Source organism: Pseudomonas sp. JH-2, assembly GCF_036231725.1.
Classification (GTDB): domain Bacteria; phylum Pseudomonadota; class Gammaproteobacteria; order Pseudomonadales; family Pseudomonadaceae; genus Pseudomonas; species Pseudomonas delhiensis.
This window is the reverse complement of record NZ_JAZAQP010000048.1, coordinates 1-20,199: the sequence shown is the minus strand read 5'-3', so window position 1 is coordinate 20,199 and position 20,199 is coordinate 1. Positions and strand designations below refer to the sequence as shown.

General features: G+C 69.1%; 20 protein-coding genes. 15 read left to right on the top strand and 5 right to left on the bottom strand.

Annotation, left to right across the window (positions count from 1 at the left end; translation table 11 throughout):
- Nucleotides 1–77: 77 nt before the first annotated feature.
- Complete coding sequence (paaY, locus tag VV867_RS25050; protein WP_328567850.1) at nt 78–674, bottom strand: phenylacetic acid degradation protein PaaY; 597 nt, start codon at nt 672–674, stop codon at nt 78–80.
- A gap of 512 nt (nt 675–1,186) precedes the next feature.
- Here paaY and paaF point away from each other — a divergent pair.
- The 15 genes from paaF to paaZ all read left to right on the top strand — a co-directional run bounded on the left by paaF (nt 1,187) and on the right by paaZ (nt 16,828).
- On the top strand, nt 1,187–1,960 hold the full coding sequence (gene paaF, locus VV867_RS25045) for a 2,3-dehydroadipyl-CoA hydratase PaaF (protein ID WP_089394728.1): 774 nt from the start codon (nt 1,187–1,189) through the stop codon (nt 1,958–1,960).
- Between the two features lie 42 nt (nt 1,961–2,002).
- Nucleotides 2,003–2,794, top strand: a complete 792-nt coding sequence (paaG, locus tag VV867_RS25040; protein ID WP_089394729.1) for a 2-(1,2-epoxy-1,2-dihydrophenyl)acetyl-CoA isomerase PaaG — start codon at nt 2,003–2,005, stop codon at nt 2,792–2,794.
- 1 nt (nt 2,795) lies between these two features.
- Complete coding sequence (gene paaH, locus VV867_RS25035; protein WP_328567849.1) at nt 2,796–4,313, top strand: 3-hydroxyacyl-CoA dehydrogenase PaaH; 1,518 nt, start codon at nt 2,796–2,798, stop codon at nt 4,311–4,313.
- Nucleotides 4,306–4,755, top strand: a complete 450-nt coding sequence (gene paaI, locus VV867_RS25030; RefSeq protein WP_328567848.1) for a hydroxyphenylacetyl-CoA thioesterase PaaI — start codon at nt 4,306–4,308, stop codon at nt 4,753–4,755. Before paaH ends, paaI begins: the two co-directional genes overlap by 8 nt.
- Nucleotides 4,748–5,974 (top strand): 3-oxoadipyl-CoA thiolase, encoded by a 1,227-nt coding sequence (pcaF, locus tag VV867_RS25025; protein WP_109933805.1) that lies wholly within the window; start codon nt 4,748–4,750, stop codon nt 5,972–5,974. Before paaI ends, pcaF begins: the two co-directional genes overlap by 8 nt.
- 128 nt (nt 5,975–6,102) lie before the next feature.
- On the top strand, nt 6,103–7,419 hold the full coding sequence (gene paaK / locus VV867_RS25020) for a phenylacetate--CoA ligase PaaK (protein WP_109933804.1): 1,317 nt from the start codon (nt 6,103–6,105) through the stop codon (nt 7,417–7,419).
- 312 nt (nt 7,420–7,731) lie between these two features.
- On the top strand, nt 7,732–8,037 hold the full coding sequence (locus tag VV867_RS25015; protein WP_275626713.1) for a DUF485 domain-containing protein: 306 nt from the start codon (nt 7,732–7,734) through the stop codon (nt 8,035–8,037).
- Nucleotides 8,034–9,668, top strand: coding sequence for a cation acetate symporter (locus VV867_RS25010; protein ID WP_328567847.1), 1,635 nt, complete (start codon nt 8,034–8,036; stop codon nt 9,666–9,668). The genes VV867_RS25015 and VV867_RS25010 overlap by 4 nt, the downstream gene beginning before the upstream one ends.
- A gap of 345 nt (nt 9,669–10,013) precedes the next feature.
- Entirely contained in the window at nt 10,014–10,367 is a 354-nt protein-coding gene (locus VV867_RS25005) for a DUF1428 domain-containing protein (protein WP_328567846.1), read from the top strand.
- A gap of 374 nt (nt 10,368–10,741) precedes the next feature.
- Nucleotides 10,742–11,734, top strand: coding sequence for a 1,2-phenylacetyl-CoA epoxidase subunit PaaA (gene paaA, locus VV867_RS25000; RefSeq protein ID WP_328567845.1), 993 nt, complete (start codon nt 10,742–10,744; stop codon nt 11,732–11,734).
- A gap of 20 nt (nt 11,735–11,754) precedes the next feature.
- A complete protein-coding gene (gene paaB, locus VV867_RS24995; RefSeq protein WP_009622486.1) occupies nt 11,755–12,036 on the top strand; it encodes a 1,2-phenylacetyl-CoA epoxidase subunit PaaB in 282 nt (93 codons plus the stop codon).
- A gap of 10 nt (nt 12,037–12,046) precedes the next feature.
- Nucleotides 12,047–12,808: a 1,2-phenylacetyl-CoA epoxidase subunit PaaC gene (gene paaC, locus VV867_RS24990; RefSeq protein WP_328567844.1), complete on the top strand. Its 762-nt coding sequence runs from the start codon at nt 12,047–12,049 to the stop codon at nt 12,806–12,808.
- Nucleotides 12,795–13,328 (top strand): 1,2-phenylacetyl-CoA epoxidase subunit PaaD, encoded by a 534-nt coding sequence (paaD, locus tag VV867_RS24985; protein ID WP_109937254.1) that lies wholly within the window; start codon nt 12,795–12,797, stop codon nt 13,326–13,328. Before paaC ends, paaD begins: the two co-directional genes overlap by 14 nt.
- Nucleotides 13,329–13,353: 25 nt before the next feature.
- Nucleotides 13,354–14,430, top strand: a complete 1,077-nt coding sequence (gene paaE, locus VV867_RS24980) for a 1,2-phenylacetyl-CoA epoxidase subunit PaaE (protein ID WP_328567843.1) — start codon at nt 13,354–13,356, stop codon at nt 14,428–14,430.
- A gap of 346 nt (nt 14,431–14,776) precedes the next feature.
- The gene (gene paaZ, locus VV867_RS24975; protein WP_328567842.1) at nt 14,777–16,828 is read left to right on the top strand and encodes a phenylacetic acid degradation bifunctional protein PaaZ; all 2,052 of its coding nucleotides are present in this window, start codon (nt 14,777–14,779) and stop codon (nt 16,826–16,828) included.
- A gap of 430 nt (nt 16,829–17,258) precedes the next feature.
- Here paaZ and VV867_RS24970 read toward each other — a convergent pair whose 3' ends face one another.
- The 4 genes from VV867_RS24970 to VV867_RS24955 all read right to left on the bottom strand — a co-directional run bounded on the left by VV867_RS24970 (nt 17,259) and on the right by VV867_RS24955 (nt 19,859).
- Nucleotides 17,259–17,873 (bottom strand): START domain-containing protein, encoded by a 615-nt coding sequence (locus VV867_RS24970; protein WP_328567841.1) that lies wholly within the window; start codon nt 17,871–17,873, stop codon nt 17,259–17,261.
- Complete coding sequence (locus tag VV867_RS24965) at nt 17,870–18,658, bottom strand: anti-sigma factor family protein (protein WP_328567840.1); 789 nt, start codon at nt 18,656–18,658, stop codon at nt 17,870–17,872. Before VV867_RS24965 ends, VV867_RS24970 begins: the two co-directional genes overlap by 4 nt.
- Nucleotides 18,655–19,146, bottom strand: coding sequence for an RNA polymerase sigma factor (locus VV867_RS24960; protein WP_256596020.1), 492 nt, complete (start codon nt 19,144–19,146; stop codon nt 18,655–18,657). The genes VV867_RS24965 and VV867_RS24960 overlap by 4 nt, the downstream gene beginning before the upstream one ends.
- Before the next feature lie 152 nt (nt 19,147–19,298).
- On the bottom strand, nt 19,299–19,859 hold the full coding sequence (locus VV867_RS24955; protein ID WP_328567839.1) for a tetratricopeptide repeat protein: 561 nt from the start codon (nt 19,857–19,859) through the stop codon (nt 19,299–19,301).
- Nucleotides 19,860–20,199 lie beyond the last annotated feature (340 nt).

Below are 20,199 nucleotides of genomic sequence, written 5' to 3'. Positions count from 1 at the left end.
TCGGTCGGGCGCGGATAAAGCGCCGACTATACCTGCCCGCCGGGCCGCCTGGCCATTGGGGCGAACCCCTACGAGGCTCATGCGCCCTGCCCCTTCGGGCGGAACCCGGAATCGCCCAGGCGCGGGCGCCCCGCCTCCACCGCCGCCAGCGGCTGGCATTCCACCAGGCTGGCCAGGCAGCGCCTGCTCAGTTGCTGGTATTCGGCGGTGCCGCGCTGCTTCCAGGCGATCTCCTGCTCGCTCAGCTCGCGCCTGACCGTGGCCGGCGAACCCATCACCAGGCTCTGCGCCGGGCACTCGAATCCGGCCTTGACGAAGGCGGTGGCGGCGACGATGCAGCGCTCGCCGATGTGCGCCTTGTCCATCACCACGGCGTTCATGCCCACCAGCGCGTCGGCGCCGATGCGGCAGCCGTGCAGCACGGCGCCATGGCCGATATGGCCGTTGCGCTCGACCACGGTGTCGCTGTCCGGGAAGCCGTGCATGACGCAGGTGTCCTGCAGGTTGGCGCCCTCCTCCAGGATGATCCGCCCGAAGTCGCCGCGCAGCGCCGCCAGCGGCCCGACGTAGCAGCCGGGGCCGACGATGACGTCGCCGATCAGCACCGCCGTGGGATGCACGTAGGCGGTCGGGTCGACCACCGGGGTCAGGCCTTCGAGGCTGTAGCAGGGCATCTCAGGCCTCCTCTTCGGGCAGGCGAAGGGGGCGCTGCACCCCGGGAGGGCATCCGGCTTCGGCGAGGGATTCCAGCGCGCAGGCGCAGGGGGCGGACGGCATCGAGGCGACTCCTTGAGCACGGCGGCGCCAGGGGCGCCGGCAAGGCGGGACGGGAAAGGACCCGTCGTGATTCGTTGTCTGGAAAATCTTGTATCACAACAAATCCCATCGTCAATGCACTCAATGCTGTATCACTTCCCGCAACGACGATCGGCACCCCGCCACCCTCCAGGGAGGTACGGCCCTGGACCATAGTTTCCACGGGCCTCGAGGCCGCCTGACAAGCTCCGCGCCTGGCATGGGCAGCAAATCATAAGACACACAAATCAATTTTATACTTGTTGTCTTGTATCACTTTAGGCATATACTGGGGGCAAGCCAGGTTCCCTCCACGCCCCGGGCGCGGCGAACCGCAGAACAATTCCAATAAGCCGGCCCCCGGCCGTGCGTGCAGCCTGAGGAGCTTTACATGCCTCGTACCCTCGCCGTACAGGCGCCGGAGGACGGCGTCCGCCTGATCACCCTGCAGCGCCCCGAGGCGCTCAACGCCCTGAACACCGAACTGCTGGGCGAACTGGCGGCGGAACTGGACGCCGCCGAACGCGACGCCGAGACCCGCGCGGTGGTCCTCACCGGCAGCCGCAAGGCCTTCGCCGCCGGCGCCGACATCAAGGAAATGGCCGAGCGCGACCTGGTCGGCATCCTCGATGACCCGCGCGTGGCCCACTGGCAGCGCATCACCGCCTTCGCCAAGCCGCTGGTCGCCGCGGTCAACGGCTTCGCCCTGGGCGGCGGCTGCGAACTGGCGATGCACGCCGACATCCTCATCGCCGGCGAAGACGCCCGCTTCGGCCAGCCGGAAATCAACCTCGGCATCATCCCCGGCGCCGGCGGCACCCAGCGCCTGCTGCGCGCGGTGGGCAAGTCCCTGGCCATGCAGATGGTCCTCACCGGCGAGGCCATAGACGCCCGCCACGCCCTGCGCGCCGGCCTGGTCAGCGAAGTCACCCAGCCCGAACTCACCGTCGAGCGCGCCCTGCAGGTCGCCCGCGTCATCGCGCGCAAGGCGCCGCTGGCGGTGCGCATGGCCAAGGAAGCGCTGCTCAAGGCCCAGGACACGGACCTGGCCAGCGGCCTGCGCTTCGAGCGCCACGCCTTCACCCTGCTGGCCGGCACCGCCGACCGCGAGGAAGGCATCCGCGCCTTCCAGGAAAAACGCCCGGCCCGCTTCCTCGGCCGCTGAGCCCCTTCTTTATATAGACCGATTGATGGAGCGAGCCCGCCCATGACCTTCGAGCACATCCTGTTTTCCATCGAGGACGGCGTCGCCCTCCTCAGCCTGAACCGCCCGGAGCAGCTGAACAGCTTCAACGCCACGATGCACGGCGAGGTGCGCGAGGCGCTCAAGTTGGTGCGCCAGAGCGAGGAAGCCCGCGTGCTGCTGCTGACCGGCGAAGGCCGCGGCTTCTGCGCCGGCCAGGACCTGTCCGACCGCAACGTCGCCCCGGGCGCCGAGATGCCCGACCTGGGCGAGTCCATCGAGAAGTTCTACAACCCGCTGATCCGCGCCCTGCGCGACCTGCCGCTGCCGGTGATCTGCGCGGTCAACGGCGTGGCCGCCGGCGCCGGGGCCAACATCCCGCTGGCCTGCGACCTGGTCCTGGCGGCGCGCTCGGCCAGCTTCATCCAGGCCTTCTGCAAGATCGGCCTGATCCCCGACTCCGGCGGCACCTGGACGCTGCCGCGGCTGGTCGGCCTGGCCCGCGCCAAGGCCCTGGCCCTGCTGGGCGAGCGCCTGAGCGCGGAACAGGCCGAGCAATGGGGCCTGATCTACCGCGTGGTGGACGACGCCGCCCTGCGCGAGGAAGCCCTCAAGCTGGCCCGCCACCTGGCCACCCAGCCGACCTACGGCCTGGCCCTGATCAAACGCAGCCTCAACGCCAGCCTGAACAACAGCTTCGACGAGCAGCTGGAGCTGGAGCGCGACCTGCAGCGCCTGGCCGGGCGCAGCGAGGACTACCGCGAAGGCGTCGGCGCCTTCATGGAAAAACGCACCCCCAGCTTCAAGGGCCGCTGACATGCACGCACTGGATAGCAACGCGCAGGTCGCGGTGATCGGCGCCGGCGCCATGGGCGCCGGCATCGCCCAGGTGGCGGCCCAGGCCGGCCACCCGGTGAAGCTCTACGACAACCGCCCCGGCGCCGCCGCCCAGGCCATCGACAGCATCGACCGCCAGCTCGGCCGCCTGGTGGAGAAAGGCAAGCTCGGCGCCGAGCAGCACAGCGCCACTATCGCGCGCCTGCAGCCGGTGGAAGCCATCGAGGCCCTGGCCGATTCGCGACTGGTGATCGAGGCCACCGTCGAGAACCTTGAGGTCAAGCGCAGCCTGCTGGGCCAGCTGGAAGCGCTGTGCGCGGCCGACTGCATCCTGGCCAGCAACACCTCCTCGCTGTCCATCACCAGCCTGGCCGCCGGCCTCAAGCACCCCGGGCGGGTGATCGGCATGCACTTCTTCAACCCGGCGCCGCTGATGGCCCTGGTGGAAATCGTCTCGGGCCTGGCCACCTGCCCGGAACTGGCCAAGGCCCTGCACGCCACCGCGAAGCACTGGGGCAAGCAGCCGGTGTACGCCCGCTCCACCCCGGGCTTCATCGTCAACCGCGTGGCCCGCCCCTTCTATGCCGAGAGCCTGCGCCTGCTGCAGGAAGGCGCCGCCGACTGCGCCAGCCTCGACGCCCTGCTGCGCGACGCCGGCGGCTTCCGCATGGGCGCCTTCGAACTGACCGACCTGATCGGCCACGACGTCAACTACGCGGTGACCTGCTCGGTGTTCGCCGCCTACTACGGCGACTTCCGCTTCCAGCCCTCGCTGATCCAGAAGGAACTGGTGGACGCCGGCCGCCTGGGCCGCAAGACCGGCCGCGGCTTCTACGACTACGCCGAAGGCGCCGAGCGCCCGCAGGCGGCGGAACTGGACAGCGCCGCCGAAGTCGGCAGTTGCGTCGTCGAAGGCGACCTGGGCGTGGCCCAGCCACTGGTGCAGCGCTTGAAGGACGCCGGAGTGGACGTGATCGAGCGCGCCGGCAGCGGCCTGCTGCGCGTCGGCGACGCCGTGCTGGCCCTCTCCGACGGCCGCCTGGCCAGCCAGCGCGCCCGGGAGGACGGCCTGCGCAACCTGGTGCTGTTCGACCTGGCCCTGGACTACGCCAAGGCCTCGCGCATCGCCATCGGCTGGTCCGCCGACACCACCGGCGAAGCCCGCGACCAGGCCGTGGCCCTGCTGCGCCGCGCCGGCCTCAAGGTCACCGCCCTGGCCGACCTGCCGGGCCTGGCCGTGCTGCGCACCGTGGCCATGCTCGCCAACGAAGCGGCGGACGCGGTGCTGCAGGGCGTGGGCTCGGCGGCCGACATCGACCTGGCCATGCGCGCCGGCGTCAACTACCCGCGCGGCCCGCTGGCCTGGGCCGAGGCCATCGGCACCGGCTACCTGCTGCGCACCCTGGACAACCTGCAGCGCAGCTACGGCGAGGAGCGCTACCGCCCCTCCCTGCTGCTGCGCCGCAAGCACGCCGAAGGGAGCCGCCTGCATGACTGAACGCAGCCCCGAACAACTGGCCCGCGCCTGCGCCGACGCCATGTTCAGCCGCGACCAGGCCACCCAGCGCCTGGGCATCGTCCTGCTCGACGCCGGCCCCGGCAGCGCGCAGCTGCGCATGCCGGTGCGCGAGGACATGATCCAGGGCCACGGCACCTGCCACGGCGGCTTCCTCTTCGCCCTGGCCGACTCGGCCTTCGCCTTCGCCTGCAACAGCTACGACGAGGCCACCGTGGCCATCGGCTGCAGCATCGACTACGTGGCCCCGGCGCGCCTGGGCGACGAGCTGACCGCCAGCGCTATCGAGCAGAGCCGCAGCGGCCGCACCGGCAACTACGACGTACGGGTGGTGAACCAGCATGGAGCGCTGGTCGCCCTGTTCCACGGCAAATCCTACAAAGTGCGCGGCACCGTGCTGGCGCAGGAGACCCCGAATGACTAACGCCATTCCCAGCGACGCCCTGATCATCGACGCGCTGCGCACGCCCATCGGCCGCTACGCCGGCGCCCTTTCCGCGGTGCGCGCCGACGACCTCGCCGCCATCCCGCTGCGGGCCCTGGTGCAGCGCCACCCGGAACTGGACTGGAGCGCCATCGACGACGTCATCCTCGGCTGCGCCAACCAGGCCGGCGAAGACAACCGCAACGTCGCGCACATGGCCTCGCTGCTGGCCGGCCTGCCGACCAGCGTGCCCGGCACGACGATCAACCGCCTGTGCGGCTCGGGCCTGGACGCCATCGGCAACGCCGCCCGCGCCCTGCGCTGCGGCGAGGCCGGGCTGATGCTCGCCGGCGGCGTCGAGTCCATGTCCCGCGCGCCCTTCGTGATGGGCAAGGCCGAGCAGGCCTTCGGCCGGACCGCGGAAATCTTCGACACCACCATTGGCTGGCGCTTCGTCAACAAGCTGATGAAGGCGCAGTTCGGCATCGACTCCATGCCGGAAACCGCGGAGAACGTCGCCGAGCAATTCAACATCTCCCGGGCCGACCAGGACGCCTTCGCCCTGCGCAGCCAGCACAAGGCCGCCGCCGCCCAGGCCCGCGGCCGCCTGGCGAAGGAGATCGTCCCGGTGGAGATCCCGCAGCGCAAAGGCCCGGCCAGGGTGGTCGAGCACGACGAGCACCCGCGCGGCGACACCACCCTGGAGCAGCTGGCCAGGCTCGGCACTCCCTTCCGCGAAGGCGGCAGCGTCACCGCCGGCAACGCCTCGGGGGTCAACGACGGCGCCTGCGCCCTGCTCCTGGCCAGCCCCGCCGCCGCCCAGCGCCACGGCCTGAAGGCCCGCGGCCGGGTGGTCGGCATGGCGGTGGCCGGCGTCGAGCCGCGGATCATGGGCATCGGCCCGGTGCCGGCGACGCGCAAGGTGCTGGAGCTGACCGGCCTGTCGCTGAACGACATGGACGTGATCGAACTCAACGAGGCCTTCGCCGCCCAGGGCCTGGCCGTGCTGCGCGAGCTGGGCCTGGCCGACGACGACGCGCGGGTCAACCCCAACGGCGGCGCCATCGCCCTGGGCCACCCGCTGGGCATGAGCGGCGCGCGCCTGGTCACCACCGCCCTGCACGAGCTGGAGGAACGCGGCGGCCGCTACGCCCTGTGCACCATGTGCATCGGCGTCGGCCAGGGCATCGCCATGGTCATCGAACGGCTCGGCGGCTGAGCCGGGCAGGCAGAACAAAGATTCTGGCCAAGGCCACAAAGACCGGAACCGGCGGGGGCGGTATGCTGCCCCCATGACACTCGCAGCCCGCACGCGGGCTGGCGTACAAGAACAAATCGAGTGAAACCATGAATATGTACCATGATGCCGAACGTGCCCTGCTCGACCCGCTGGAGACCGCCAGCGTCGATGAACTGCGCCAGCACCAGCTGCAGCGCCTGCGCTGGAGCCTGAAGCACGCCTACGAGAACGTCCCGCTGTACCGCAAGCGCTTCGACGAGGCCGGCGTGCACCCCGACGACCTGAAAACCCTCGACGACCTGGCGAAGTTCCCCTTCACCGGCAAGAACGACCTTCGCGACAACTACCCCTACGGCATGTTCGCCGTGCCCCAGAGCGAGATCGTGCGCCTGCACGCCTCCAGCGGCACCACGGGCAAGCCCACCGTGGTCGGCTACACGCAGAACGACATCGACACCTGGGCCAACGTGGTGGCGCGCTCGATCCGTGCCGCCGGCGGGCGCAAGGGCGACAAGGTCCACGTGTCCTACGGCTATGGCCTGTTCACCGGCGGCCTGGGCGCCCACTACGGCGCCGAACGCCTGGGCTGCACCGTGATCCCGATGTCCGGCGGCCAGACCGAGAAGCAGGTCCAGCTGATCCGCGACTTCCAGCCGGACATCATCATGGTCACCCCGTCCTACATGCTCAACCTGGCCGACGAGATCGAGCGCCAGGGCATCGACCCGCACAGCCTGCGGCTGCGCCTGGGCATCTTCGGCGCCGAGCCCTGGACCGCCGAGCTGCGCCGCGCCGTGGAAGAGCGCCTGGGCATCACCGCCCTGGACATCTACGGGCTGTCCGAGATCATGGGCCCGGGCGTGGCCATGGAATGCGCCGAGACCAAGGACGGCCCGACCGTCTGGGAAGACCACTTCTACCCGGAGATCATCGACCCGGCCACCGGGCAAGTGCTGCCCGACGGCGAATACGGCGAGCTGGTGTTCACCTCGCTGTCCAAGGAAGCGCTGCCGATGATCCGCTACCGCACCCGCGACCTGACCCGCCTGCTGCCGGGCACCGCGCGGCCGATGCGGCGCATCGACAAGATCACCGGGCGCAGCGACGACATGCTGATCATCCGCGGGGTGAACGTGTTCCCCACGCAGATCGAGGAGCAGGTGCTGAAAGTGAAACAGCTCGCCGAAGTCTACGAGATACACCTGTATCGCAATGGCAATATGGACAGCATGGACGTGCACGTGGAGCTCAAGCACGACCTGCAGCTCGACGCCGAGCAGCAGAAGCAGGTGGCCAACGAGCTGAGCAAGCAGGTCAAGACGCACATCGGCATCAGCGCGCGCATCCTGATCCAGCCCTTCCACAGCCTCAAGCGCTCCGAAGGCAAGGCCTGCCACGTGTTCGACAAGCGCAACCAGGGCTGATCGCCCGTTCCACGAAAACCCCGCTGCGGCGGGGTTTTTCGTTTGCACACGACGCCACACCCTGTAGGAGCGAGCTTGCTCGCGAACGCTCTTAAGCGGCCCAGGTTCGCGAGCAAGAACTAGGCGTCCCCCCCTCGCTCCCACGAAAAGCGCAGCCTCCTGCAACATCCCGTCACGAACTCCCGCCGCTCCACCCTCCCCAGTCCGCGCGCCCTGGGGGACAATCCATTCGTGACACGTAATTTTCTATTTAATTAGAATTTACGTATCACACAAACGCCTCGACAACCTCACAACAACAGAGAGCGCGCCATGACCCTGCCCCTGGAACGGCTCCGGGAACACCCGGACTTCCTCCTTCTCGTCCGCCGCAAGCAACGCCTCACCTGGACCCTCACCGCCACCCTGCTGCTGGCCTACTACGGCTTCGTCCTGCTGGTGGCCTTCGCCCCCGGCCTGCTGGGCCGCCCGCTCACCGGCGGGGTGACCAGCGTGGGCATGCTGGCCGGCGTCGGCCTGATCCTGCTCTCGGTGCTGCTCACCGGCCTCTACGTGCACCGGACCAACAAGGTGCTGGACCCGCTGAACGACAGGCTCAAGCAGGAGGCCCAGGCATGAAGGCGCTGCTCCTGCTCGCCGGCGTGACGCTGGCCGAACCGGCCCTGGCCGCCGGCGCCGAACGGCCGCTGAACTGGCACGCCATCGGCCTGTTCCTGGCGTTCGTCCTGTCCACCCTGGTCATCACCCGCTGGGCCGCCCTGCGCACCCGCTCGGCGGCCGACTTCTACACCGCCGGCGGCGGCCTGAGCGGCATGCAGAACGGCCTGGCGATCGCCGGCGACATGATCTCCGCGGCCTCCTTCCTGGGCATCTCGGCGATGATGTTCGCCAGCGGCTACGACGGCCTGCTCTACGCCCTGGGCGTGCTCGCCGGCTGGCCGATCATCCTGTTCCTGATCGCCGAGCGCCTGCGCAACCTGGGCAAGTACACCTTCGCCGACGTGGTCTCCTATCGCCTGGAACAGGCGCCGATCCGCATCACCGCCGCCTTCGGCACGCTGATCGTGGCGCTGCTGTACCTGGTGGCGCAGATGGTCGGCGCCGGCAAGCTGATCGAACTGCTGTTCGGCCTGAGCTACCTGCAGGCGGTACTGGTGGTGGGCGCGCTGATGGTCTGCTACGTGACCTTCGGCGGCATGCTGGCCACCACCTGGGTGCAGATCATCAAGGCCGTGCTGCTGCTCTCGGGCACCAGCTTCATGGCCTTCATGGTGCTGCGCCATTTCGGCTTCAGCAGCGAGGCGATGTTCGCCGCCGCCACCCAGGTGCACGCCAAGGGCATGGCCATCATGGCCCCCGGCGGCCTGCTGGCGAACCCGGTGGACGCCATCTCCCTGGCCCTGGGCATGATGTTCGGCACCGCCGGCCTGCCGCACATCCTGATGCGCTTCTTCACCGTCAGCGACGCCCGCGAGGCGCGCAAGAGCGTGTTCTACGCCACCGGCTTCATCGGCTACTTCTACCTGCTGCTGATCGCCGTGGGCTTCGGCGCCATCGTCATGGTCGGCAACGACCCGGCCTTCCGCACCGCCGAGGGCGCCCTGATCGGCGGCGGCAACATGGTCGCCGTGCACCTGGCCCAGGCGGTGGGCGGCAACCTGTTCCTCGGCTTCATCTGCGCGGTGACCTTCGCCACCATCCTCGCGGTGGTCGCAGGCCTGGCGCTGTCCGCCGCCTCGGCGGTGTCCCACGACCTCTACGCCTGCGTGCTGCGCAAGGGCCAGGCCAGCGAGGCCGAGGAAATGCGCGTGTCGCGCCTGGCCACCCTGGGCATCGGCGTGCTGGCGGTGATCCTCGGCGTACTCTTCGAGTCGCAGAACATCGCCTTCCTTTCCGGCCTGGTGCTGGCCATCGCCGCCTCGGTGAACTTCCCGGTGCTGTTCCTCTCGATGTTCTGGAAGGGCCTGACCACCCGCGGCGCCGTGGCCGGCAGCCTGGCCGGGCTGTGCAGCGCCATCGCCCTGCTGGTGCTCGGCCCGCCGGTGTGGGTGGCGGTGCTGGGCAACGCCGAGGCGGTGTTCCCCTACAGCAACCCGGCGCTGTTCTCCATGAGCGCGGCCTTCCTCGCCGCCTGGGGGTTCTCCGTGAGCGACCGCTCGGCGCGGGCGGAGGCGGAGCGCGGGCGCTACCTGGGGCAGTTCATCCGCTCGATGACGGGAATTGGGGCGGCGGTGGCCAGTCGGCATTGAGTGGCCAGGTTCAACTTTTTCATCAAGCTGACCTCCGTCCCCTCTCCCTAACCCTCTCCCTGAAGGGAGAGGGGACTGTCCTCTGCCTGTTGAGGCATCCGAGTACTCCTGTAGCCTCCGGCTGACGCATGACTTCCCATCCACGCCGAACGGCCCCCTCTCCCTTCAGGGAGAGGGCTGGGGAGAGGGAACCCAACTCCCATCAAACACCAAAAACATCCAGTTCACTCCCCGACCACTCATCACCTCTCTCCCCACCCCCGTCGATCCTCCCCCACCCTGAACGACTATCAATCGACCCCACGGGAGACCCACCTCCCCTCAGACAGCAAAGGGAGCCCCACCATGAACTACATCGACGGCTTTATCGTCCCCGTCCCCACCGCCAACCGCGAGGCCTACACCGAGCTGGCCCGCAAGGCGGCGGTGGTCTTCAAGGAGTATGGCGCGCTCAGCGTGGTCGAGTGCTGGGGCGACGACGTCCCCGAAGGCAAGGTGACTTCCTTCCCCATGGCGGTGAAACGCAAGGACAACGAGGCCGTGGTGTTCTCCTGGATCACCTGGCCGTCCCGCGAGGTACGTGACGCCGGGATGAAGAAGGTCATGGAGGACCCACGCCTGAAGGACAACTTCCAGTCCATGCCCTTCGACGGCCAGCGCATGATCTTCGGCGGCTTCCAGGTGATAGTCGACGCCTGAACCGACAGCGGCGCCCGCCCCGGCGGGCGCCATCGGAAACATTCAATACAGAACGCTCCATATTTTACGTATCGCTTTACCAGCCTCCGCTCGTCACTCCAGCATTGCGCCGACACACTGGGAAGCCCCGGCCTCTCAGACGACCAATAACGCCACGAAACCCCAATTTTCCAGCCAGATAGCGGCATATTCCTACGCTCATCCATCCCAAACCGCCCATCGACGATCGCTCCCCTCCCCGCGCCTACTCCCAAAGCGATACAAAAAACACATTCGACACACTATTTAGTGTTAGACATTGGTTTCTGTATCATTTAAAAATAGCGCCATGGCCAAGGCCTCCCCCACAACAGAACAAAGGCTGGAGACACAGCATGTACGCACAACTGGTCGAGACTGGCGTCAAGCGCGTCAAGTCGCTCGAGGAAATGTCCCCCGAGGAACGCGCCTTCCAGGAGAAGATCGACGCCGAGATCAAGATCGAGGCGAAGAACTGGATGCCCGACGCCTACCGCCAGACCCTGATCCGCCAGATTTCCCAGCACGCCCACTCGGAGATCGTCGGCATGCTGCCGGAGGGCAACTGGGTGACCCGCGCACCGACCCTCAAGCGCAAGCTGCAACTGATGGCGAAGATCCAGGACGAGGCCGGCCACGGCCTGTACCTGTACAGCGCCATGGAAACCCTCGGCGCCGACCGTGACGAGGAAGTCGCCAAGCTGCACTCGGGCCGCGCCAAGTACTCCAGCATCTTCAACTACCCGACGCTGAACTGGGCCGACATGGGCGCGGTGGGCTGGCTGGTGGACGGCGCCGCCATCGTCAACCAGGTGGTGCTGCAGCGCACCTCCTACGGCCCCTACTCCCGCGCGATGATCCGTATCTGCAAGGAAGAAAGCTTCCACCAGCGCCAGGGCTACGAAATCCTCCTGACCATGATGCGCCACGGCACCCAGGCGCAGAAGGACATGGTCCAGGACGCCATCAACCGCCTCTGGTGGCCGGCGCTGATGATGTTCGGCCCCAGCGACGAGCACTCCCCCAACAGCGCCCAGTCCATGGCCTGGAAGATCAAGCGGCAGAGCAACGACGAGCTGCGCCAGCGCTTCATCGACCAGACCGTGCCGCAACTGGAACTGCTCGGCTGCACCGCCCCCGACCCGCACCTGAAGTGGAACGACGCGCGCGGCCACTACGACTTCGGCGAAATCCAGTGGGAAGAGTTCTACGAAGTGCTCAAGGGCAATGGCCCGTGCAACGCCGAGCGCATCGCCACCCGCCGCAACGCCATCGAGAGTGGCGCCTGGGTCCGCGAAGCCGCGGTCGCCCATGCCCGGAAAAAACAACAGAAACGCGACGCCGCCTGAGCCGCGAGGAGATAACCGCCATGGCTGAATGGACCCTTTTCGAAGTCTTCGTGCGCAGCAAGCACGGCCTGAACCACAAGCATGTCGGCAGCGTGCATGCCGCCGATGCCGCGATGGCCATCGAGAACGCCCGCGAGCTCTACACCCGCCGCAACGAAGGCGTGAGCCTCTGGGTGGTGCCCTCGGCGCTGATCACCGCCTCCTCCCCCGACGAGAAGGACCCGCTGTTCGACCCGGCGCAGGACAAGGTCTACCGCCACGCCAGCTTCTACGAGCTGCCGCCCGAAGTCGGCCACATGTGAGATCGCGTGCATGAACCCGCATAACGACAAGATCGAATACCTGCTGCGCCTCGCCGACAGCGCCCTGATCCAGGGCCAGCGCCTGTGCGAATGGTGCGGCCGCGCCCCGGCCCTGGAAGAAGAGCTGGCGCTGATGAACGTCGGCCTCGACCTGGTCGGCCAGGCGCGCAACTGGTACGAGTACGCAGTGGAACTGCTGGACGACGGCCGCGACGCCGACCAGTTGGCCTTCCGCCGCGACGAGCGCGCCTTCCGCAACCTGCTGCTGGTCGAGCAGCCCAACGGCGACTTCGCCGTGACCATGACCAAGCAGTTCCTCTACGACGCCTGGCACTTCCACGTGCTGCGCCAGCTGAGCGACTCCAGCGACGCGCGCATCGCCGCCATCGCCGCCAAGGCGCTGAAGGAAGTCACCTACCACCTGCGCCGCTCCGGCGAGTGGGTCGAGCGCCTGGGCGACGGCACCGAGGAAAGCCACGCGCGCATGCTGGCGGCGATTCCGCAGGTCTGGCGCTTCACCGTCGAGATGACTAACGCGGATGAGGTGGAACAGCGCCTGTTCGCCGAGGGCGTGGCGCCCAACCCGGAAGAGCTGGCCGCCGCCTGGCGCGCCAAGGTCGCCGACATCTTCGCCAGCGCCACCCTGCCGCTGCCGGAACCGGCGGTGAACTTCTACCTCAGCGGCCGCCGCGGCCTGCACAGCGAGCACCTGGGCATCCTCCTGGCCGAGATGCAGTTCCTCCAGCGGGCCTACCCCGATGCGACCTGGTGAGCTGATCGCCAGCGACCGCGGCGCGCGCCCGGGCTCCGCCGACGACCTCGGCCAGGCCTGGCGCGTGCTGGGCCAGGTGATGGACCCGGAAGTGCCGGTGGTCAGCGTGGTCGACCTGGGCATCGTCCGCGGCCTGGACTGGCAGGACGGGCACCTGCACGTGGTGGTCACCCCCACCTACTCCGGCTGCCCGGCCACCGAGGTCATCGAGCAGGACATCCAGCACGCCCTGGAGCATGCCGGCTTCGCCGCGCCGCTTCTGGAACGGCGCCTGGACCCGGCCTGGACCACCGACTGGATCAGCGACGCCGGGCGCCAGGCGCTGCGCGAGTACGGCATCGCCCCGCCGGCCGGCAGCACCAGCAAGCGCAGCCTGCTCGGCGAGACGCCGGAAGTGCGCTGCCCGCAGTGCGGCAGCCTGCACACCGAGCAGCTCAGCCAGTTCGGCTCCACCGCCTGCAAGGCGCTGTACCGCTGCGTCGACTGCCGCGAGCCCTTCGACTACTTCAAGTGCATCTGAGCGGCGCCGCCGCCGGAGAAGAACAATGAGCAAGTTCCACAGCCTGAAAATCAAGGAAGTGCGTCCGGAGACCCGCGACGCCGTGTCCATCGCCTTCGACGTCCCCCGGGACCTGCAGGACAGCTTCCGCTTCGAGCAGGGCCAGCACCTGGTGGTGCGCGCCCAGCTGGACGGCGAGGAAGTGCGCCGCTCCTACTCCATCTGCAGCGGCGTCAACGACGGCGAGCTGCGCGTGGCCATCAAGCGCGTGCCCGGCGGGCGTTTCTCGGCCTACGCCAACGAAGCGCTGAAGGCCGGCGCCAGCCTGGAAGTGATGCCCCCGGCCGGCCACTTCAACGTGCCGCTGGATGCGGCGCGCCAAGGCAACTACCTGGCGGTGGCCGCCGGCAGCGGCATCACGCCGATCCTGTCGATCGTCAAGACCACCCTGGAAGCCGAGCCGCACAGCCGCGTCACCGTGCTCTACGGCAACCGCTCCAGCAACGCTGCGATGTTCCGCGAACAGCTGGAAGACCTGAAGAACCACTACCTGCAGCGCCTCAACCTGATCTTCGTGTTCAGCCGCGAGCAGCAGGACGTGGACCTGTACAACGGCCGCATCGACGCCGACAAGTGCGGCCAGCTGTTCAGCCGCTGGCTGGACGTGAAGCACCTCGACGCCGCCTTCATCTGCGGCCCGCAGGCGATGACCGAGACCGTGCGCGACCAGCTCAGGGCCAACGGCATGCCGGCCGAGCGCATCCACTTCGAACTGTTCGCCGCCGCCGGCAGCGAAAGCAGGCGCGAGGCCCGCCAGGCCGCCGCCGCGACCGACAGCGGCAAGAGCCAGGTCACGGTGATCAGCGACGGCCGCGAGCTGTCCTTCGAGCTGGCGCGCAACAGCGTCAGCGTGCTCGACGCCGGCAACGCCCAGGGCGCCGAACTGCCCTACTCGTGCAAGGCCGGCGTGTGCTCCACCTGCAAGTGCAAGGTGATCGAAGGCGAGGTGGAGATGGACAGCAACTTCGCCCTGGAGGACTACGAGGTGGCGGCCGGCTACGTGCTGAGCTGCCAGAGCTTCCCCCTGACCGACAAGGTAGTCCTCGACTTCGACCAGCTCTGACCCGCTCTTCGTAGGAGCGAGCTTGCTCGCGAACCGCACTCTGCCGCTGTTTCGTTGCGCGCGGAGACATCGATCGCGGACAAGGTCCGCTCCTACAGGGGAGGCACGGCTCTCGTAGGAGCGGACCTTGTCCGCGATTCGCCGGCAGGGCCGGCGCTGGGTGGGTTCGCGAGCAAGCTCGCTCCTACACAGGCAAAGATTCAACCGCCCCGGGCCCACAAGGCCCCCGGCGTCCCTATCCGGCGGCTTCGTACCGCCACCGTTCCAACGCGCCGCCGCGGCCCACCCGGCGCGGCGGTCACCGGCCCCGGCCGGAACCCTTGCGTACCTTTTGGAGGATAGAGTGATGGCCCAAGAGCCCACCCTGCAGAGTTTCATCGGCGGCCGCTGGATCGGCCAGCATGGCGCCCAGGCGCTGCGTAGCGCCCTCGACGGCCAGTTGGTCGCGCGCACCCACGAAGAGGCCCTGGACTTCGCCGAAGCCGTGGCCCACGCCCGCCAGCAGGGCCTGGCCGAACTCATGGCCATGGACTTCCAGCAGCGCGCCCAGCGCCTCAAGGCCCTGGCCCTGTACCTGACCGAGCGCAAGGAGCAGCTCTACGAGATTTCCCGGCACACCGGCGCCACCCGCGCCGACAGCTGGATCGACATCGAGGGCGGCGCCGGCACCCTGTTCGCCTACGCCGGCGTCGGCGGCCGCGAGCTGCCCTCCGGCAACGTGGTCCACGAAGGCCCGGCCATGCAACTGGGCAAGACCGGCAAATTCGCCGGCAGCCACATCCTGGTGCCGCGCGGCGGCATCGCCGTGCACATCAACGCCTTCAACTTCCCGATCTGGGGCATGCTGGAGAAATTCGCGCCGAGCTTCCTGGCAGGCATGCCCTGCATCGTCAAGCCGGCTACCGCCACCAGCTACGTGACCGAAGCCGCCGTGCGCCTGATGCACGAATCCGGCCTGCTGCCGGCCGGCAGCCTGCAGCTGATCATCGGCGGCACCGGCGACCTGCTCGACCGCCTGCAGGGCCAGGACATAGTCACCTTCACCGGCTCGGCCGACACCGCCGCCAAGCTGCGGGTGAACCCCAACCTGATCCGCAACTCGGTGCCGTTCAACGCCGAGGCCGACTCGCTGAACTGCGCCATCCTGGCCCCGGACGTGACCCCGGACGACGAGGAATTCGACCTCTTCGTCAAGGAAGTCGCCCGCGAGATGACCGTCAAGGCCGGGCAGAAATGCACCGCCATCCGCCGCGCCATCGTCCCCGCCAGGCACATCGAAGCGGTGGCCGAGCGCCTGCGTGATCGCCTCGCCAAGGTGGTGGTCGGCGACCCGGCGGTGGAAGGCGTGAAGATGGGTGCCCTGGCCTCCCACGCCCAGCAGGCCGACGTCGCCGAGCGCGTGGAAGCCCTGCTGAAATCCAGCGAGCTTCTATTTGGTTCGAAAGATGGCTTCGCCCCGCGCGGCGAAGGCGTCAGCGAAGGCGCCTTCTTCGCCCCGACCCTGCTGCGCAGCCGCGACCCGCACGCCGAGGGCGGCGCCCACGACATCGAGGCCTTCGGCCCGGTCAGCACCCTGATGGCCTACGACGACCTCGACGAAGCCATCGCCCTGGCCGCCCGCGGCAAGGGCAGCCTGGTGGCCAGCCTGATCACCCGCGACCCGCAGGTCGCCGCCAAGGTGGTGCCGGCCATGGGCGCCCTGCACGGCCGCCTGCACATCCTCGACCGCGAATCCGCGGCCGAGTCCACCGGCCACGGCTCGCCGCTGCCGGTGCTCAAGCACGGCGGCCCCGGCCGCGCCGGCGGCGGCGAAGAGCTGGGCGGCCTGCGCGCGGTCAAGCACTACCTGCAACGCACCGCGGTACAGGGCTCGCCGACCATGCTGATGGCGGTCACCGGCGAATACGTGCGCGGCGCCAAGGTCTACGAGACCGAAGTGCACCCGTTCCGCCGCTACTTCGACGAGCTGAAGATCGGCGAGTCGCTGCTGACCCACCGCCGCACCGTCACCGAGGCCGACCTGGTCAACTTCGGCTGCCTGTCGGGCGACCACTTCTACATGCACTTCGACGAACTGGCGGCCAAGGACTCGCAGTTCGGCAAGCGCATCGCCCACGGCTACTTCGTGCTCTCGGCGGCCGCCGGCCTGTTCGTCTCCCCCGGCGTCGGCCCGGTGCTGGCCAACTACGGCCTGGACACCCTGCGCTTCATCAACCCGGTGGGCATCGGCGACACCATCCAGGCCCGCCTGACCTGCAAGCGCAAGATCGACCAGGGCAAGAAGAGCCCCAAGGGCGAGCCACAAGGCGTAGTGGCCTGGGACGTGGAAGTCACCAACCAGCTCGGCGAGCTGGTGGCCAGCTACGACATCCTCACCCTGGTGCTCAAGCGCGCCTGATCGTCGCCAACTCCGGTGTCACCCTCGACCGGCCTGCGGGCCGGTCTTTTTTTGCGTTCGCGCGGGTGTCCGTGCCACCGGGGCGTCCGGCGTGGCCGATGCCAATCGTGGACGGAGTCCGCTCCTACGACCGTGCTTCCCTGGAACTGTAGGAGCGGGCCCTGCCCGCGATTCGCGCGCAGGGCGCGCTCCTACAGGGGCACGGTGTTGGGGCAACACATAGGCGCGGATCTCATCCGCGAATCGCGCCGGAACCTCCGGCTATCGCGGACAAGGTCCGCTCCTACGACGGTGCTTCCTGGAACTGTAGGAGCGGGCCCTGCCCGCGATTCGCGCGCAGGGCGCGCTCCTACAGGGGCACGGTGTTGGGGCATGGCGTAGGAGCGGACTCCGTCCGCGATCATCCGTCGCGTTATTCACCACCGCCCACCTAGGGCTGCCGCGGCGCCTGCCGTTCGGCCACGGCGCGGAGGGTGCGCAGGGTATCCAGCGGCGCGTCGACGACGAAGCTGTCGGCCAGCCAGGACGGTACGCTGCCGCCGGGTTCCGCGCGCATCTGGTAGGTCACCCGGGTGCGTCCGTCGCCCAGCGGCGCCAGGCTCCAGATGCCGCTCAACTGGCGCACGCGGATCTGCCCCGGCACGGCCGGCAGGTAGTCCGGCAGCGCGCGGATGTCCCGCAGCAGGCCGCCGTCGGCGGTGCGCCGGGTGGTCACCTGCAGCACCATGTCGCGCGGCTGCACCGGCCAGGGCAGCTGGGTGCGCATGTACAGCCACACGTCGTCGCCGCTGGCCTTCAGCAAGCGCAGTTCGGCGCAGGCGTACAGCCACTTGCAGGCCACCCGCAGGTTCTCCTGCAGGTCGGCCAGCGTGCCCACGTCGGCGCGCATGTCCGCCACGCCGCGGTAGCTCTGGTAGCGCGAGCCGGGCACCGCGGTCAGGTAGACGCGGATGCCGTCCTCGTCACGGGCCAGGCGCCAGTGTTCCTGGGGCGCCGCCTGCAGCGCGGTGGCGACCAGCAGCAGCCCCGCCAGCCAGGCTTTCACACCCCACCCCCCAGGCGCTGGCGCAGGCCAGCGGCCATGGACTGCAGGGCCTCCGGCGGGTTGTGGCCGATCAGCAGGTAGGCGTGGCCGGAGTCCTGCCAGTACACCAGGTTCATGCCTTCGCGGCGCTCCTGCTGCGGCGCGACGGCGCGGCCGTCGCTGCGGGTGATGCACAGCGCCATGGGGCCGTAGCGCTCGTCCAGGTAGGTGAGCTGGGCGATGGGGATGCCGTCGTACTCCAGTATCTGCGCGCGGCGCAGCTGGGCGCCCTCCAGGGCCAGGTCCGGCGCCGGCAGCGCCAGGCCCAGGCGCTCGCCCACCGTGGCCAGCTGGGCCTGGTGGATGGCCTGGTCGCCGGGCAGGTGGTCGAGGGTCTGCACGGTGTACAGCGACATGTAGTCGGCCACCCGCTGGCGCCAATTGAAGTCTTCCTCGTGGTGCAGCGGCAGGCCGCCGAGCAGCAGGCGGTCCAGGGCCATGCCCAGCACCAGACAGGCCGCCGCGGCCAGCGCCAGGCCACGGCGGCGCGGCGCCCGTGGCTGCGCCAGCGGCAGGCTGGCCAGGCCGGCGCCCAGGCGCTCCAGCGGGGCGCGCTCCAGCAGCGCGTCGAAGGCCTCGGCCAGGCCCTGGCCACCGCAGCAGAGGCTGTCGAAACGCTGGGCCAGCTCGGCGTCGGCGGCTATCCGCGCCTCGACTTCGCGGGCCTGTTCGGCGTCCAGCTCGCCGTCGATGAAGGCGACCAGAGTCTCGTCGGAAACCCGCGGGCCTGTGCCATGTTCGTTCATCGCCGTCCTCCCCTGGCCGGTTCCGCGTCCGGCACCGCGGCTTCCGCCAGTTTCAAGCGTGCCGCCGCCAGGCGGCTCATCACCGTGCCCACCGGCACCCCGAGGATGTCCGCCACCTCGCGGTAGCTGAGCCCCTCGACATAGGCCAGGAACAGCGTCTCGCGCTGCGCTTCCGGCAGCGCCGCCACGTACCGCAGCACCTGGCTGGCGAGCACCTCGGCCTGGGCCTGGCGCTCGCCGTCGAACACCAGTTCGCTCTCCGCATCCACCACCCCGTGGCCACTGCGCACCCGCCGCGCGCGCACCTCGTTGAGCCAGATCGAACGCAGGATGGTGAACAGCCAGCGGTCCAGGCGGCTGCCGGCGCTGAACTGGGCGGCGCGCTCCAGCGCCCTCACGCAGGTGGCCTGCACCAGGTCGTCGGCGACGTGGGGCTGGTGCGCCAGGACCATGGCGTAGCGCCACAGGCGCGCCAGGTACTGGCCGATCTCGGCGCGAATATCCGCAGGTTGTGCGATGGTCGCCTCCGCTGGGCTGCGCGGCCGCCGCGACGGCGGGCCGGGTGGATGACGCTCGGGCACGACGACCGGGGTCCGCGGGTGCTCCCATGCCAGCGGCCGCAGCGTCTGGCTAGGCTCGTTCATAGGGGCGCGGCCCCGGCTATCGCCCGGGCCAGGTCGCGGTATTCCTCGCACCCCGTGCCGCAGAGCCCCTGGATGCTGCGCAACTGCTCGCGGGCCAGGTCCAGGCGCCCCTGGGTCACGTAGGCCTCGCCCAGGTACTCGCGTACCTTGGCGTACTTCGGATCGAGGCGTACTGATTGCAGATAGTAGCCGATGCCTTCGTCCACGCGACCCAGCTTGCGCGTGGCATAGCCGCGGTAGTTGAGGGCCTCGGCGGTGTCGGGCCGGCGCAGGGTGTCCAGCAGCGCCAGGGCCTCCTGGTAGCGCCCGGCCTTGGCCAGGCGGTAGGCGTAGGCGGTGCGGTCGGCGTCGCCCAGGCTGGCGCTGGTCTGCTCGACGCAGCGTTCCTCGGCGCGGTCGCGGACCTGGCCGGCCGGGCAGTCGGGCGCGGCCTGGGACCTGTCGTCATCGTCGCCGCCACCACCACCATCGGCACGCAGCGGGCCGCCGGAAAGCGCGGCACCCAGGCAAGCCAGCAACAGCAGCAGTGGTAGGCGGAAGGCGGGGCGCGGGGTCATTTCGGCAATCTCCTGGCAATCACGAAGGTGGCCAGGAGTGAACACCCCAGCGCGGGGCGTTATTCGACGCGCACGGCGATTTTCCGGCCGTTCATCGGTGGTGGCGCGGGTCAACGTCGGGGAAGAGCGTTCGCGAGCAAGCTCGCTCCTACGAAAATGCAGGGTGCATAACACCCCGCCGGAAAAGCCGTTGACCCGGGCACCGATGCCTGACGACTGGCGCGGCCGGGGGCCAATCGCGGACGGAGTCCGCTCCTACGACCGTGCTTCCTGGAACCGTAGGAGCGGACTCTGTCCGCGATTCGGCGGATAACGCCGTAGGCGTTATGCGCCCTACGGG